13 protein-coding genes are annotated in these 15,542 nt (G+C 67.4%); 8 read left to right on the top strand and 5 right to left on the bottom strand.

Going from position 1 to position 15,542, the window contains the following annotated elements; translation table 11 throughout:
* From QP512_RS17780 to hemC, 3 genes are all read left to right on the top strand, one after another.
* Positions 1 to 1,044, top strand: coding sequence for a sensor histidine kinase (locus QP512_RS17780; RefSeq protein ID WP_286070003.1), 1,044 nt, complete (start codon positions 1 to 3; stop codon positions 1,042 to 1,044).
* Positions 1,045 to 1,054: 10 nt separating this feature from the next.
* Positions 1,055 to 1,786, top strand: coding sequence for a LytTR family DNA-binding domain-containing protein (locus tag QP512_RS17775; protein WP_286070002.1), 732 nt, complete (start codon positions 1,055 to 1,057; stop codon positions 1,784 to 1,786).
* A gap of 561 nt (positions 1,787 to 2,347) precedes the next feature.
* Positions 2,348 to 3,259, top strand: coding sequence for a hydroxymethylbilane synthase (gene hemC / locus QP512_RS17770; RefSeq protein ID WP_286070001.1), 912 nt, complete (start codon positions 2,348 to 2,350; stop codon positions 3,257 to 3,259).
* Between the two features lie 129 nt (positions 3,260 to 3,388).
* On the opposite strand, the gene QP512_RS17765 is transcribed toward hemC, so the two are convergent.
* Both QP512_RS17765 and QP512_RS17760 read right to left on the bottom strand, forming a co-directional pair.
* The gene (locus QP512_RS17765) at positions 3,389 to 4,165 is read right to left on the bottom strand and encodes a DUF481 domain-containing protein (RefSeq protein ID WP_286069999.1); all 777 of its coding nucleotides are present in this window, start codon (positions 4,163 to 4,165) and stop codon (positions 3,389 to 3,391) included.
* Positions 4,166 to 4,271: 106 nt separating this feature from the next.
* Positions 4,272 to 4,874: a hypothetical protein gene (locus tag QP512_RS17760; RefSeq protein WP_286069997.1), complete on the bottom strand. Its 603-nt coding sequence runs from the start codon at positions 4,872 to 4,874 to the stop codon at positions 4,272 to 4,274.
* An 80-nt stretch (positions 4,875 to 4,954) separates the two neighbouring features.
* Between QP512_RS17760 and QP512_RS17755 the strand changes: the two genes are divergently transcribed.
* Complete coding sequence (locus tag QP512_RS17755; RefSeq protein WP_286069995.1) at positions 4,955 to 5,926, top strand: YafY family protein; 972 nt, start codon at positions 4,955 to 4,957, stop codon at positions 5,924 to 5,926.
* A gap of 27 nt (positions 5,927 to 5,953) precedes the next feature.
* On the top strand, positions 5,954 to 6,748 hold the full coding sequence (locus QP512_RS17750) for a MetQ/NlpA family ABC transporter substrate-binding protein (protein ID WP_286069994.1): 795 nt from the start codon (positions 5,954 to 5,956) through the stop codon (positions 6,746 to 6,748).
* A 178-nt stretch (positions 6,749 to 6,926) separates the two neighbouring features.
* Here the strand turns inward: QP512_RS17750 and glpK are convergent, their stop codons facing one another.
* The 3 genes from glpK to QP512_RS17735 all read right to left on the bottom strand — a co-directional run bounded on the left by glpK (position 6,927) and on the right by QP512_RS17735 (position 10,799).
* A complete protein-coding gene (glpK, locus tag QP512_RS17745) occupies positions 6,927 to 8,426 on the bottom strand; it encodes a glycerol kinase GlpK (protein WP_286069993.1) in 1,500 nt (499 codons plus the stop codon).
* 63 nt (positions 8,427 to 8,489) lie between these two features.
* Positions 8,490 to 9,971 carry a glycerol-3-phosphate dehydrogenase gene (gene glpD, locus QP512_RS17740; protein WP_286069992.1) on the bottom strand — a complete coding sequence of 494 codons (1,482 nt, stop codon included), beginning with the start codon at positions 9,969 to 9,971 and terminating at the stop codon, positions 8,490 to 8,492.
* Between the two features lie 192 nt (positions 9,972 to 10,163).
* Positions 10,164 to 10,799, bottom strand: a complete 636-nt coding sequence (locus QP512_RS17735) for an OmpW family outer membrane protein (RefSeq protein WP_133935633.1) — start codon at positions 10,797 to 10,799, stop codon at positions 10,164 to 10,166.
* 186 nt (positions 10,800 to 10,985) lie between these two features.
* Here QP512_RS17735 and QP512_RS17730 point away from each other — a divergent pair, with 186 nt between their 5' ends.
* The 3 genes from QP512_RS17730 (at position 10,986) to lpdA (ending at position 15,318) form a co-directional block, all read left to right on the top strand.
* A complete protein-coding gene (locus tag QP512_RS17730; RefSeq protein WP_286069991.1) occupies positions 10,986 to 11,501 on the top strand; it encodes a DNA-deoxyinosine glycosylase in 516 nt (171 codons plus the stop codon).
* A 167-nt stretch (positions 11,502 to 11,668) separates the two neighbouring features.
* Positions 11,669 to 13,402, top strand: coding sequence for a dihydrolipoyllysine-residue acetyltransferase (gene aceF / locus QP512_RS17725; protein ID WP_286069990.1), 1,734 nt, complete (start codon positions 11,669 to 11,671; stop codon positions 13,400 to 13,402).
* A gap of 107 nt (positions 13,403 to 13,509) precedes the next feature.
* Positions 13,510 to 15,318, top strand: coding sequence for a dihydrolipoyl dehydrogenase (gene lpdA / locus QP512_RS17720; RefSeq protein WP_286069989.1), 1,809 nt, complete (start codon positions 13,510 to 13,512; stop codon positions 15,316 to 15,318).
* Positions 15,319 to 15,542: the final 224 nt, after the last annotated feature.

The raw sequence follows: 15,542 nt of genomic DNA, 5'->3' as shown, positions 1-15,542 counted from the left end.
ATGCCCCCGGCCAGCACACCGCCGTGGATGCCGGAACTGTGCCGCCTGCCGCGGCTGGCGGCGATGCTCGGCCTGGCCGAGCTGGTGGTGGTGGTGCTGGCCCTGGCCCCGGATGGCAGTCGTCATTGGACCTTCGGCGAACTGTTGTCGGCCAGCGGCTTTGCGCTGTGGCTGGCGCTGGCGGTGACCGCCAGCCTGTGCCTGCTGCGGCAGGCGTTGTCGAGGCTGCCGCAGATGCTGGGTGCCATCGCGGCGATCGCGCTGGCGACCCTGATCGCGGTGGTCTGCGCCGGCATCGTGCACGCACTCTACGCGGTGCTGGGCGACAGCTTCGCCCGCGGCATCAGCTTCTGGCGCTTCACCCTTGGCAGTGCGGCGACCACGGCACTGATCGCCGCGCTGGCCCTGCGCTACTTCTACGTGAGCGATCGCTGGGCGGCGCAGGTGCAGGCCAACGCGCGCGCGCAGGCTGACGCGCTGCAGGCGCGCATCCGCCCGCATTTCCTGTTCAACAGCATGAACCTGATCGCCAGCCTGCTGCATCGCGATCCGGCGGTGGCCGAACGCGCGGTGCTGGACCTGTCCGACCTGTTCCGTGCCGCGCTGGGCGCGGGCGAGGGCGACTCCACCCTGCGCGACGAATGCGAGCTGGCCGAGCGCTATCTGTCGATTGAATCGCTGCGCCTGGGCGAACGCCTGCAGGTGCGCTGGCAACGCGACGAGCCGCTGCCGTGGGACCTGCCACTGCCGAGGCTGGTACTTCAGCCACTGGTGGAAAACGCCGTGCTGCATGGCATTTCACGCCTGCCCGAGGGCGGCACCATCGAGCTGCAGCTGCACCGCGACGGCAATGAACTGCGGATCCAGGTGCGGAATCCCGCGCCGGACCCGCAGGCACCGGGGCTGGCACTGGCGCGTGGTGCCGGACATGCCCAGCACAGCATTGGTCATCGGCTGGCCTGGCGCTTCGGCAGCGCCGCGCGGATGACGGCTGGCTGGAGCGAGGGCTACTATGCCTGCCAGGTGACAGTGCCGATCCAGTGAGGGAACGATCGTGAGGGTAGTCATCGCCGATGACGAACCGCTGGCGCGCGAGCGTCTGCGCAGCCTGTTGGCCGCGCAGGAGGGCGTGGATGTGGTAGCCGAGGCCGGCAACGGCGAGCAGGCCCTGCATGCATGCGCGGAGCTGCAGCCGGACCTGGTCCTGCTGGATATCGCGATGCCCGGGCTGGACGGCCTGGAAGCGGCGCGCCATCTGGCCAGCTTCGAGCCGCGTCCGGCGGTGGTGTTCTGCACGGCTTACGACGCGCATGCGCTGTCGGCGTTCGAGGCGGCTGCCATCGACTACCTGATGAAGCCGGTACGTGCCGAGCGCCTTGCTGCAGCGATCGCACGTGCACGCACGTTTCTGGCCGGCCGCGATGGCCAGCCGCAGGACAGCGGCGGGCAGCAGGCCCGCAGCATGCTGTGCGCACGCCTGCGCGGCAGCCTGCGGCTGATTCCGCTGGATGACATCCACTACCTGCAGGCCGAAGAGAAGTACGTGGTGGTGCACCATGCGCGCGGCGAGGACCTGATCGAGGAGTCGCTGAAATCGCTGGAGGAGGAGTTCGCCAGTCGTTTCATCCGCATCCATCGCAACTGCCTGGTGGCGCGCCACGAGCTGGTGGAGCTGCGTCGTGGTACGGGCGGGCAGGTACAGGCGGTGCTGCGGCATGGCAAGCAGCCGCTGGAAGTCAGCCGCCGCTGCGTGGCGACGTTGAAGCAGGAACTGCGGCATCTGTGAGTGTTCCGCGCGGCCTGCGGCCGCGACTGCTTCGAGATCAACAGCAACAGCAACAGCAACAGCGTTTCATGGCTCGGTGTTGCTACGTGCTGGGTCGGGCCGGGGTGGGGTGGCGGGACACGCTGCAAGTACATCCCTGTAAGCTCGATGGCGCCATCCATGGCGCCAACGGTCCCGCCACCCCACCCCGGCCCAACCCTCTTGTTGTCTACTGCGTCGGACAGCAAGATCATTGGTGTTATCGGGTGGGAAATAGGGTCAGAGCCCTTTTCCTGCGGAGAAGGGCTCTGACCCCGGAAGCCGCCGGCTGTTGCTCTTGCTTCTGCTTTTTTCTTTTGATCTTCCGTGGCTGACGCGCACGGAAACTGTCAGAGGTCGGGCGGGGTGGGTTCGCGGGGGTGTCCGCGGCATGGATGCCGCGGCCAAGCCCCCAAGGATGGGTTTACGGCGTCCCCCGCGAACCCACCCCGCCCGGCCAGGCCCATGGACCCAGCCGTTCGCGCCAGCCACGAGGGGCTCCGCCGTTGGCCGTATCCGCGCCGAAGGCGCGATAATGACCGGATGGAAACCGTCCGCATCGCCACACGCAAGAGCCCGCTCGCCCTCTGGCAGAGCGAACACGTCGCCGACCGCCTGCGCCAGGCCCACGCTGGCCTGCATGTGGAACTGGTGCCGATGAGCACCCGCGGTGACGAAGTGCTCGACCGCTCGCTGGCCGCCATCGGTGGCAAGGGCCTGTTCCTGAAGGAACTGGAGCTGGCGATGCTGCGCGGCGAGGCCGACTGCGCGGTGCACTCGTTGAAGGACGTGCCGATGGAACTGGACGCGCCGTTCGCGCTGCCGGCGATGCTGACCCGCCACGATCCGGCCGATGGCTTCGTCTCCAACCTGTACGCCTCGCTGGATGCGCTGCCGATCGGTGCGCGGGTCGGTACCTCGTCACTGCGCCGCCAGGCCCAGCTGCGCGCGCTGCGCCCAGACCTGGAACTGCTGGACCTGCGCGGCAACGTCAACACCCGCCTGGCCAAGCTCGACAACGGTGGCTACGACGCCATCGTGCTGGCGGTGGCCGGGCTGGAACGGCTGGGCCTGGGCGAGCGCATCGTCTCGCGCCTGCAGCCGCCGCAGTGGCTGCCGGCCCCGGCGCAGGGCGCAGTGGCGGTGGAGTGTGATGGCGGCAACGCGCGCCTGATGGCGCTGTTCACTGGCTTGGATGACGCCGCGACGCGTGCCTGCGTGGAAGCCGAGCGGGCGATGAACCGCGCGCTCCATGGAAGCTGCCACGTGCCGGTGGCGGCCATCGCGCAGTGGCAGGGCCAGGACCTGCACCTGCAGGGGCTGGTCGGCAGTGCCAGCGATGGCCGCGCGGTGCGCGCCGAGGCCGTGGGCCCGGCCAGTGACCCGGAAGCGTTGGGCCAACGCGTGGCGAAGCTGCTGCTCGATGCCGGCGCCGGCGAACTGCTGGACGTCTGAGATCCCGATTTCTGTAGAGCCGAGCCATGCTCGGCTGCTCTTGGTCGGGAAAACCCCGCGCTTCGCGCTCAAGTCGAGCATGGCTCGACTCTACAAAAACGAAACGGGCGCCCTGGGCGCCCGTTCTGCTTACTTGAACTTGTAGACCACGTTCATCGTGGTCAGCGTATCGGTCTTGCGCTTGTCCTCGGCCACGTCACTGTTGTAACGCGCCTGCCAGCCGGCCTTCAGCGCCAGGTGCTCGTTCATGCTCACCGAGACACCGAAGTCGTTCTGGCCGAAGGTGTTGTACGAACCGGATTCGACCAGCAGCGTGTTCACCAGGTCGGTGTTGTCGGTCAGCGAGTACTTCAGGTCGAACAGGCCACGGCCGATCATGCCGGTGCGGGTGCGGTCGTCCTCGGTGCTGTGGGTGCGGCGCACACCGGGGCCGATCTGCGCATCGAAGGAGAAGCGCTCGGTGTTCCACAGGCGGGTGCCGTAACCCAGACCGAACGAGCTCTGGCGGTCGTAGGTGGCGAAGTCGTCGCGCTCGGTACGTACCGTGGCGGTCAGCTGGCGGTGCTCGCCCAGCTGCAAGGCGCTGCCGGCGCTGCCGGTGTAGCGGTTGGCGGTGGTGTTGTTGCGGCGGGTGGTGGTGCCGTCATCGTTGGTCTCGGTCACCTTGGAGCTGGAGCGCAGGCCGAACAGGTCCATGCTGTGTACCCAGTCGCCATCGGTGTAGCGCAGGCGCAGGCGGCCGTTGAAGCTCTCGGTGCTGCTGTTGCCACGGGCCGACGCGAAGCCGAGTTCGCCACCACTGCCACTCCACGGCGAGGACATCGCCGCCAGTTCGGAGGCATCCTGCGCATACGCCAGCGGGGCGCAGAGCAGCAAGGGGACCAGCAGGGACACGCGCAGGGACATCGAGGCTTCTCCGAAGCGGTTGGCAGCCGGTGATGATACTGGAAGCGTGATGGCGGTCCGAATCGATCCAAAGCGCGCTTCAGCGAACGTTGCCGCGATCGCCCATTCAGGGCAGATCGACGCGCAATGCCGGGTCGTTGAAGCGCGAATAGCGCAGGCGCAGCTGGAAGCTGCGGCCATTGCTGCTGCCGCTGCGCACGATCTGCCGTGGCAGGCCCTGGGCGTCCACCCAGTAGTCCAGGCGCTCGCCCGGCTGGGCACCGCGCAGGCGATACCGGCGGGTCTCGACCCCGTCCAGCGACTGGCTGCCCAGGTCCTCGGCCTGCAGGTCGGCGGGCAGGGCATCGGCCGGCAGCGGGTTGCGCCACTGTTCGAGCAGGCCCGGCGGGGTCGGTACCTGGCGGACTGCACCGTCGGCCTGCAGGAACAGGGTGTCGCCGATGATCGTCTGCGGTCCCGCCGGCGTCTGCACCCGGAAGCGGTCGGGGGCGACGAAGTCCATGGCGCTGCGCACCGGCTGCGCCGCGCCCAGCACTTCAAGTTCGGCGTGGAAGCTGCGCAGGGCGGCAAACCGCTGGCTGGCGCCCAGCACCGCCTGTGCCGGATCGGCCGCGGGTACCGGGGCTTCGGTGCTGGCCGGCGCCGGTGCGCGATCGCAGGCGGCCAGCAGCAGGCAGGCCAGCAGGGACAGGGCGGGCAACCGGCGCATCGGGCGTTCCATGGGGTGGGGGCGACCACGATAGCCCAAACGTCCCACACAAGACCCGCGACTCGGACATAATCGGGGGTATGGACCGATACGAACGCATCACCGCCCTGCATCGTCTGCTCAAGTCCGCGCGCTATCCGGTGACGGTGGCGACCCTGCAGGACAAGCTCGGTTGTTCCCGCGCCACCGTCTACCGCGACTTGGCCTTCCTGCGCGATGCGCTGATGGCACCGATCGAGGGCGACGGCGAGGCCGGCTTCCGCTACCAGGCCGACGAGAGCGACCGCTTCGAGCTGCCCGGCCTGTGGCTCAGCTCGGAGGAGCTGCATGCCCTGCTGGCCTCGCAACACCTGCTGGCGCGTACTGGCGGCGGCGTGCTGTCCTCGGTGCTGGCGCCGCTGCAGCAGCGTATCGAGAGCCTGCTGGCGGCCCAGGCCGGTGTCTCCAACTGGCCGGTGGACCGCGTCCGGGTGATCCCGCACCGCGGCCGCAAGTTCGATGAAGGCAGCTTCCGCAGCGTGGCCTCGGCGGTGCTGGAGCGCCGCCAGCTGGCGTTCGAGTACCGTGCCCGCTCCACCGATGAGCCGACCAAGCGTACCGTCTCGCCGCAGCGCCTCACCCACTACCGCGACAACTGGTACCTGGACGCGTGGGACCATGACCGCGAAGCCCTGCGCAGCTTCGCCGTGGACCGCATCCACAAGGCGCGGGTCGTCGACAGCACCGCCCGCGACGTGGCCGACAGCGAGCTGGACGAGCAGCTGGGGGCCAGCTACGGCATCTTCTCCGGCGCACCGAAGGGCTGGGCGACCATCCTGTTCAGTGCCAAGGCGGCGCGCTGGGTGGCCGACGAGCACTGGCACTCCAAGCAGCAGGGCCGCTTCCTGGCCGACGGCCGCTACGAACTGAAGGTGCCGTACAGTGTCTCGCGCGAGCTGCTGATGGACGTGCTGCACTACGGCTCGGATGCCGAGATCGTCGAGCCGGTGATGCTGCGCGAGCAGGCCAAGGCACTGCTCGAGCTGGCCCTGAGCAACTACGACAACGCCTGACACTCCCCCACGAGAACCCCACCGCCCATGAAGAAGACCCTGTTGCTGCCCCTGCTTGCCGCTGCGCTCGCCCTGACCGCCTGTGGGACGTCCGGCGAACCCTCGCAGAAGCTGGTGGTGGCCGCCACGGCCGTGCCGCACGCCGAGATCCTCGAGGTGGTCAAGCCGATCCTCAAGCAGGAAGGCGTGGACCTGGACGTGCGCGTGTTCAATGACTACGTGCAGCCCAACGACCAGTTGGTGCAGAAGCAGGTGGACGCCAACTACTTCCAGACCGAGCCGTACCTGGATGCCTACAACCGTGATCGCAAGACCGACCTGGTCAAGGTGATCGGCGTGCACATCGAACCGTTCGGTGCGTACTCGCGCAAGATCAAGTCGCTGGCCGAGCTGCGCGAAGGCGCCGACGTGGTGATCCCGAACGACCCGAGCAACAACAGCCGCGCGCTGATCCTGCTGCACAAGGCCGGCGTGATCGCGCTGAAGGACCCGACCAACGCGCTGGCGACCCAGCGTGACATCACCGCCAACCCGAAGAACCTGAAGTTCCGCGAGCTGGACTCGGCGATGCTGCCGCGCGTGCTGGACCAGGTCGATCTGGCGCTTATCAATACCAACTACGCGCTGGACGCCGGCCTCAATCCGACCAAGGACGCACTGGCGATCGAGAGCAAGGATTCGCCGTATGTGAACTTCCTGGTCGCACGCCCGGACAACAAGGACGATGCGCGGGTACAGAAGCTGGCCAAGGCCCTGACCAGCCCGCAGGTGAAGGCCTTCATCGAGACCAAGTACAAGGGCGCGGTGCTGCCGGCGTTCTGATTGCGGCTGGTTTGTTGATTTGAATGGTGGGTGTTGACCTTGGTCGACACTGCCTTCCCTGTAGAGCCGAGCCCACGCTCGGCTCTGCTTTTCTGCGGCGCCCCAACAACGGCAGCCGAGCATGGCTCGGCTCTACAAGGTCAACCCAGATGTCGCAGCAGGGCGGGGGGACGCGGTTTCAATCGACGTGGAAGGCGAGGGTAGCGGCCACGGCCTGCTGCCAGCCCGCATACAGTTTTTCGCGCCGCGCCACCTCCATCTGTGGCTCGAAGCGGCGGTCCAGACCCCACTGTGCGGCGATCTGCTCGCGGCTGGACCAGAACCCCACCGCGAGCCCGGCCAGGTAGGCCGCGCCCAGCGCGGTGGTCTCGGTCAAGCGCGGCCGCAGCAGCGGTACGCCGAGGATGTCGGCCTGGAAGCCGGCCAGGAAGTCATTACCGATTGCACCGCCGTCGGCGCGCAGCTCGGTCAGCGCGATGCCCGCATCGGACTGCATCGCATCAAGGACGTCGCGGGTCTGGTAGGCCATCGCCTCCAGTGCGGCACGCACGAAGTGCGCCTTGCGGGTGCCGCGGGTCAGCCCGAACATCGCGCCGCGCACGTCGCTGCGCCAATAGGGGGCGCCCAGGCCGACGAACGCCGGCACCAGGTAGGCGCCACCACTGTCAGGTACCTGCGCGGCCAACGCCTGGCTGTCACCGGCACGCTCGATCATGCGCAGGCCGTCGCGCAGCCACTGCACCACCGAGCCGGCGATGAAGATCGAGCCTTCCAGCGCATATTCCACGCGGCCATCCAGGCCCCAGGCAATGGTGGTCAGCAGGCCGTTGCGGGATCGTACCGCCTGCGTGCCGGTGTGCATCAGCATGAAGCAGCCGGTGCCATAGGTGTTCTTGACCATGCCCGGTTGGAAGCAGGCCTGGCCGAACAGCGCCGCCTGCTGGTCTCCGGCGATGCCGGCGATCGGAATCGGGTGGTCGAAGAAGAACTGCGGCCGGGTGTGTGCATACACCGCGCTGGAATCGCGCACCTGCGGCAGCATCGCGCGGGGTATGTCCAGCAGGGCCAGCAGGTCGTCGTCCCAGTCCAGCGTGTGGATGTTGAACAGCAGGGTGCGCGCCGCGTTGCTGTAGTCGGTCACATGCGCCTGGCCGCCGCTCAGGTTCCATACCAGCCAGCTGTCGATGGTGCCGAACAGCAGCTCGCCACGTTCGGCGCGCTGCTGCGCACCCTCCACGTGGTCAAGGATCCAGCGCACCTTGGTTGCAGAGAAATAGGCATCGATCAGCAGGCCGGTCCGCTCGCGGATCAGCGCCTCATGCCCTTCCGATTTCAGTCGTTCGCAGATGGCGTGGCTCTGCCGCGACTGCCAGACGATGGCGTTGTGGATCGGCTGGCCGGTGGCCCGGTCCCAGACCACGGTGGTTTCACGCTGGTTGGTGATGCCCAGTGCGGCGATATGGCGCGGGTCGATCTGCCCGCGGCTGAGCAGTTCGGTCAGCGTGGCATAGACGCTGGTGAGGATCTCGCGTGGATCATGCTCGACCCAGCCCGGTTGCGGAAAGATCTGCGCGAACTCGCGCTGCGCACTGCCGACGATGTCGCCGGCACGGTCGAACAGGATCGCGCGCGAACTGGTGGTGCCCTGGTCGATGGCCAGCACGTAGCGGGGCGTCATGCAGCGTCTCCGGTAGCGATGGGGAAATCCTAAAGCGTCGGTAGGGCCGGGCCATGCCCGGCGCTACCGTTGCTCCATCCACGCCTGCAGCCGTGCCACCTGCGCAGCATCCAGCCGCAGGCCCAGCTTGCTGCGTCGCCACAGCACGTCGTCGGCGCTGCGCGCCCATTCGTGGTCGCGCAGGAAGGCTACCTCGCGCGCATGCAGGCCCGCACCGAAGTCCTCGCCAAGATCCTCCGGCCCCTGCACATCCCGCAGCAGCGTCGCGCTGCGGCTGCCGTAGGCCGCAGCCCAGCGTCGCGCGGTATCCAAGGGCAACCACGGTGCCAGTGCCCGCAGGCGCACGCAGGCCTGTGCGGCATCGCCCCAGTCGCTGCCGGGCAGCGGGTCGCCTGTGGCCGTCCACGCTGCTCCCATCTGTGGCAGGGCGGGGCGCAACCGTGCCAGTGCTTCCTCGGCCAGCACCCGGTAGGTGGTGAGTTTGCCGCCCAGCACGTGCAGTGCGGGTGCCGGGTCGGACTGCAGCTGCAGGCGGTAATCGCGGCTCAGCTTCGCCGCACGCGGGTCCGGGTCGGCCAGCAGCGGGCGAATCCCTGCGAACTGCCAGACCACATCGCCGGGGCTGATCGGTTCGCGCAGGTAGCGGTTGGCGGCCTCGCACAGGTAGGTCACCTCCGAAGGCAGCACGCTGCAACGCGCCGGATCGCCGTGGTAGTCGGTATCGGTGGTGCCGACCAGCAGATGGTCGTGGGCGAAGGGCAGCAGGAACACCACGCGGCCATCGGGCTGCTGCAGCAGGCACGCACTGTCGTCGGGCCAGGGCCGACGCAGTACGATGTGGCTGCCCTGCACCAGGCGCAGCGCGGAGCCACCGCTGCGCGCCTGCATCCGCTCCAGCAATCCGCCCGCCCACGGGCCTGCGGCATTGGCCACGGCACGCGCAGTCACGCTCTGCCGTCGGCCGTCGCAGGTTTCCAGCACGGCCTGCCAACGGCCCTGCACGGGGCGCAGTTCGATGCAGCGGCTGCCCACCTGCACCTGTGCACCCCGCTGGGCGGCATCCAATGCGTTGAGCACCACCAGCCGTGCGTCATCGACCTGCGCATCGGCGTAGCTGAAGGCTTGGCGCGACGTGGCGGAGAGCCAGTGGCCGAGCGGGTCACGCTGCAGGTCGACGCCGCGCGAGGGTGGAAAGGCGGGACTGCGCCGCCCCAGGTGGTCGTACAGCCACAGCCCGATGCGCAGCATCCAGCGCGGGCGCAGGTGCGGTTCCCAGGGCAGTACGAAGCGCAATGGGTGGACCAGATGCGGCGCCTGCCGGCGCACCACCTCGCGTTCCCCGAGCGCCTTGCGCACAAGGCCGAGTTCGCCCTGTTCCAGATAGCGCAGACCGCCGTGGATCAGTTTGCTGCTGGCGCTGGAGGTGTGCGCGGCCAGGTCGTGCTGTTCGCACAGGATCACCCGCAGGCCACGGCCGGCCGCATCACGGGCGATGCCGGCACCGTTGATGCCGCCACCGATCACCAGCAGGTCGACGTCGTCCATTGCGCCTCCGTGTCCTGTTTATGTAGAGCCGAGCCCATGCCCGGCTGCTTTCCGGGTGGCCGGGCAAGCTCGACTCTACAAAAAAGCAGCCGGGCATGGGCTCGGGCCTACAGGCGGAACGCGGGTGACGGAAACGACGACGGGCCCCGCAGGGCCCGTCGCGTTACATCAATGACGCATGTGCAGCCTGGATCAGAAGCGGGCGCCGATGCCGAAGCCGACGGTCCACGGATCCATCTTGGCTTCGCCGATCTTCTCGCCGCCCACCTTGATGTCCGGGCGGGCGCGCATGTAGCGGGCATCAGCACGGGCGAACCAGGTGGAATTGATGTTCATGTCGACGCCGACGGTGCCGATCACGCCCTTGGCATCCTTGAAGCGGATGTCGGTGTCGGCGCCGTTGCCCAGCTTCTCGTTGCTGAAGCTCGACTGGTAGTAGCCCACGCCCACGAACGGACGGAACACGTTGTCAGCCTGGCCGAAGTGGTACTGGCCGCTCAGCGCGATCGGCTGCTGCTCGACCGAGCCCAGGCGGGCATTGTTCGGGCCCTTGAACTTGTTTTCGAACTTGTCGGCAGCGCCCCACAGTTCAACGGCCCAGTTGTCGTTGATGTAGTAGCTGAAGCTGACGGTCGGCGCCGGGCCGCCATCGGTCTTCTTCACGCCGGTGATCGGGTCGTTCTTCGGTTCCAGCAGCGAGATGCCGCCAACAACGGCAAAATGCTTGCCCGAAGCGGTATCGGTGCTGCTGCTGTCCTGGGCGAAAGCGGCCGGCGCGAACGCGGCGGAGGTCAGCAGGGCGAGACTCAGGATACGGATGGAGCGCATGGGGGTATCTCCTAATGTTTCTTGTTTTGGGCCCCCGGTTGCGGGGCGAGCACACCGTAGTCGCCTCAACATGAATCGAATCCGACGCGCGTTAAAAATTGGTTTGCCTTGTTCAGCGAGCAGCGCGGGAAGCCTCTATTCATGGTGTTTTCGGCGATGGGTGACATTCATTCAGTTGGAGAAGATGTGAGCGCGGCGACGATGTGCATCGGCCTGCAAGCGCAGGTGAAACCAGATTGCCGGGTGCTGCTGCTGGGCTCGATGCCGGGCGCGGCGTCATTGCAGGAGCAGCGCTACTACGCCCATCCACGCAATCGTTTCTGGCCGTTGCTGGCCGATATCTGCGGGTTTGATGCGGCCCTGCCGTATGCACAGCGGCTGCAGGCATTGAACGCCGCGGGCATCGGCCTGTGGGATGTGATCGGCCGCTGCGAGCGACGCGGCAGCCTGGATGCGGACATCGTGCGTGGCACGGAAGTGGCCAATGCGTTGCCGGAACTGATCGCTTCCCTTCCTGAGCTGGAGCTGATCGGTTGCAATGGCGGCGCCGCATTCCAGGCCTTGCAGCGCTGGGTGCTGCCACGGTTGGACGCCGCGCCGCAGCTGCTGGCGCTGCCCTCCACCAGCCCGGCCAATGCGGCATGGTCATTGCCGCGCCTGCGCCAGGCCTGGCAGCCGGTGGCCGACGCACTGGCGACATGAAGCGGACATCGTCCGGACAATACGCCACCGACTGGTCGTGGCCGCACCCCATGGGCAACAGCGTGTCCCGGCTGCGTGCGTACTGAAAACACCTGTAACGGTTGGCGCTGGCCCCCGCTGGCCGCACAATAGACGTTTCCCTACACCAGATTGCCGGAGTTATCCCCATGGCCGAAATCAAGGAAGCACTTGTCCCCGATATCGGTGACTACAGCGATATCCCGGTAATCGAGGTGCTTGTCGCCGTTGGCGACACGGTCAAGAAGGACCAGGGCCTGGTGACGCTGGAAAGCGACAAGGCCACGATGGAGGTGCCGTCCTCCGTCGCAGGTGTGGTGAAGGAACTGAAGGTCAAGGTCGGTGACAGCCTGTCCGAGGGCAAGGTCGTGGCGCTGATCGAAGTGGCTGAAGGCGAAGCCGAAGCCGCCAAGCCGACGGCTGCCGCGCCGGCGCCGGCGCCGGCCAAGGCCGCTGCCCCGGCTGCCGCTACCCAGAGCGCGCCGGCCCCGGCCGCAGCTGCTCCGGCTGCCAGCGGCGGTGCCGTTGAAGCCCTGGTCCCGGACATCGGCGATTACACCGACATTCCGGTCATTGAGGTGCTGGTCGCCGTGGGCGACACGGTGAAGAAGGACCAGGGCCTGGTCACGCTGGAAAGCGACAAGGCCACCATGGAAGTGCCGTCCTCGGTTGCTGGCGTGGTCAAGGAGCTGAAGGTCAAGGTCGGCGACACTCTCTCGCAGGGTGCCGTGGTTGCCATCATCGAGGCCGAAGGCGCCGCCGCGCCGGCCCCGAGCAAGGCCGCCGCTGCCGCCGCACCGGCCGCTGCCGCCGCACCGGCCGCTGCCGAGACCGCCACCAAGGTCGAGCCGGTCGCCGTTCCGGCGCAGCCGGACAAGCTCGCCGCCCGCGAGATCGCCTCCGCCGGCGCCCCGTCCAGCCCGCCGGTGCAGTTCAACGCCGATGGCGTGCTGCCGGCCAAGGTGCCCTATGCCACCCCGGCCGTGCGCGTGTTCGCCCGCGAGCTGGGCGTGGACCTGCTGCAGATCAGCGGCACCGAGAAGGGCGGCCGCATCACCAAGGGTGACGTGCAGAAGTTCGTCAAGGCCGCACTCAGCGGTGGCGTGCCGGCTGCCGGCGGTGCTGCTGTCGCTGCCGGTGGTGGCCTGAACCTGCTGCCGTGGCCGAAGGTCGACTTCAGCAAGTTCGGCGAGACCGAAGTTCAGCCGCTGTCGCGCATCAAGAAGATCTCGGGTGCGAACCTGGCCCGCAACTGGGCGATGATCCCGCACGTCACCCAGTTCGAGCAGGCCGACATCACCGACCTGGAAGGCCTGCGCGTGGCACTGAACAAGGAAAACGAGAAGGCCGGCATCAAGCTGACCATGCTTGCCTTCCTGATCAAGGCCAGCGCCGCGGCGCTGAAGAAGTTCCCGGAGTTCAACGCCTCGCTCGATGCCAGTGGTGAAAACCTGACCCTGAAGAAGTATTTCCACATCGGCTTCGCCGCCGATACGCCGAACGGCCTGGTCGTGCCTGTCATCCGCGACGTGGACAAGAAGGGCGTGGTGCAGATCGCGCAGGAAACCGGCGAACTGGCCAAGAAGGCACGCGACGGCAAGCTGGGCCCGGCCGACATGAGCGGCGGCTGCTTCTCGATCAGCTCGCTGGGCGGCATCGGTGGCACCGCGTTCACCCCGATCGTCAATGCACCGGAAGTGGCCATCCTGGGCGTCTCCAAGTCGTCCATCCAGCCGGTCTGGAATGGCAAGGAATTCGCGCCGAAGCTGATGCTGCCGCTGTCGCTGAGCTACGACCACCGCGTCATCGACGGCGCTCTGGCCGCACGCTTCACCACGTACCTGTCGCAGGTACTGGCCGACATGCGCCGCGTGCTGCTGTAAGGCACCGCTTCGCCCCCCACCGTGCGGCCGCTGCCCCTGGCGCGGCCGCGTGAACAGATGCAGTGACAGCCCGCCGGCCACGTCGGCCGGGCACGAGGAAAACCACCATGGCCACGATTGAAGTCAAGGTTCCCGACATCGGCGATTACAGCGATGTGCCGGTGATCGAAGTGTTGGTCGCCGTCGGCGACACGGTGAAGAAGGACCAGGGCCTGGTGACCCTGGAATCGGACAAGGCCACCCTGGAAGTGCCGTCCTCGGCCGCCGGCGTGGTCAAGGAAATCAAGGTCAAGCTGGGTGACACCCTCTCCGAAGGCGCCGTGGTCGTGGTGCTGGACGCTGAAGGCGCCGCTGAGGCCCCGGCCAAGGCCGCTGCGCCGGCCCCGGCGGCAGCCGCCCCGGCCAGCAAGCCGCCGGTGACCCCGTCGCACCGCGCCCCTGCCGAGCCGGCGGCACCGAAGCCGGCGCTGTCCAGCGGCAAGCCGGCCGACATCGAATGCGAAATGGTCGTGCTGGGCTCGGGCCCGGGTGGCTATACCGCCGCCTTCCGCGCCGCCGACGTCGGCCTGGATACGGTGCTGGTCGAGCGCTACGCCAGCCTCGGCGGCGTCTGCCTCAATGTGGGCTGCATTCCGTCCAAGGCCCTGCTGCACGCTGCAGCGGTGATCGACGAAGTGGCCCATGCCGGTGATTTCGGCGTCGAATTCGGCAAGCCGACCATCACTCTGGACAAGCTGCGCCAGTACAAGGAAAAGGTCGTCAACCAGCTGACCAAGGGCCTGGCCGGCATGGCCAAGCAGCGCAAGGTCCGCAGCGTGCAGGGCGTCGGCAGGTTCGTGTCGGCCAACGAGCTGGAAATCACCGCCGCTGACGGCAGCACTCAGCTGCTGCGCTTCCAGAAGTGCATCATCGCCGCCGGTTCGCAGGCGGTGAAGCTGCCGAACTTCCCGTGGGACGACAAGCGCGTGATGGATTCCACCGACGCGCTGGAGCTGGCCGAAGTGCCGGGCTCGCTGCTGGTTGTCGGCGGCGGCATCATCGGCCTGGAAATGGCCACCGTATATGGTGCGCTGGGCAGCAAGGTCACCGTGGTCGAGTTCATGGACCAGCTGATGCCGGGTGCCGACAAGGACCTGGTCAAGCCGCTGGCAGACCGCCTGAAGAAGCAGGGCATCGAAGTGCACCTGAAGACCAAGGCCTCGGGCGTCACTGCCGATGCCAAGGGCATCACCGTCACCTTCGAAGCCGCCGAGGAAGGCCAGACGCCCGCGTTGGTGCAGGGCACCTTCGACCGCGTGCTGGTGGCCGTGGGCCGCTCGCCGAACGGCAAGAAGATCGATGCCGAGAAGGCCGGCGTGCAGGTCACTGACCGTGGCTTCATCCCGGTTGACCGCCAGATGCGCACCAACGTGCCGCACATCTTTGCCATCGGTGACATCGTCGGTAACCCGATGCTGGCCCACAAGGCCACGCACGAAGGCAAGCTGGCCGCTGAAGTGGCGGCTGGCCACAAGAAGGAGTGGGTGGCCCGGGTGATTCCGTCGGTGGCCTACACCAACCCGGAAATCGCCTGGGTGGGCGTGACCGAGACCGAAGCCAAGGCCAAGGGCCTGAAGGTGGGCGTGGCCAAGTTCCCGTGGGCCGCCAGCGGTCGCGCGATCGGCATCGGCCGTACCGAAGGCTTCACCAAGCTGATCTTCGACGAAGAGACCCACCGCATCATCGGTGGTGCCATCGTCGGCGTGCATGCCGGTGACCTGCTGGCCGAGATCGGCCTGGCCATCGAGATGGGTGCCGAAGCCGAAGACATCGGCCACACCATCCATGCCCACCCGACGCTGAGCGAATCGGTGGCGATGGCCTCGGAAATCTACGACGGCACGATCACCGATCTGTACATGCCGAAGAAGAAGTAAGGCGCCCGCGTGATGTAGACGAAAAACCCGGCGAAAGCCGGGTTTTTTGTGCGTGGCCTCGGCGGGATAGAGTCGACGGGGTAGAGTCGACTGTTAGTCGACTGCTCTCCCATCAGATCGCGAAACCCCCGCGCTGCGCGCGATAGTCGACTCTACCCAGAGCTCCGCGTTGCAAACAAAAAACGCGGCCCCGATGTTCCGGAGGCCGCGTCAGGAGAGAGAGT

It is taken from the genome of Stenotrophomonas sp. 57, assembly GCF_030291075.1.
Lineage (GTDB): Bacteria > Pseudomonadota > Gammaproteobacteria > Xanthomonadales > Xanthomonadaceae > Stenotrophomonas.
This window is presented reverse-complemented; position numbering and strand designations above follow the sequence as displayed.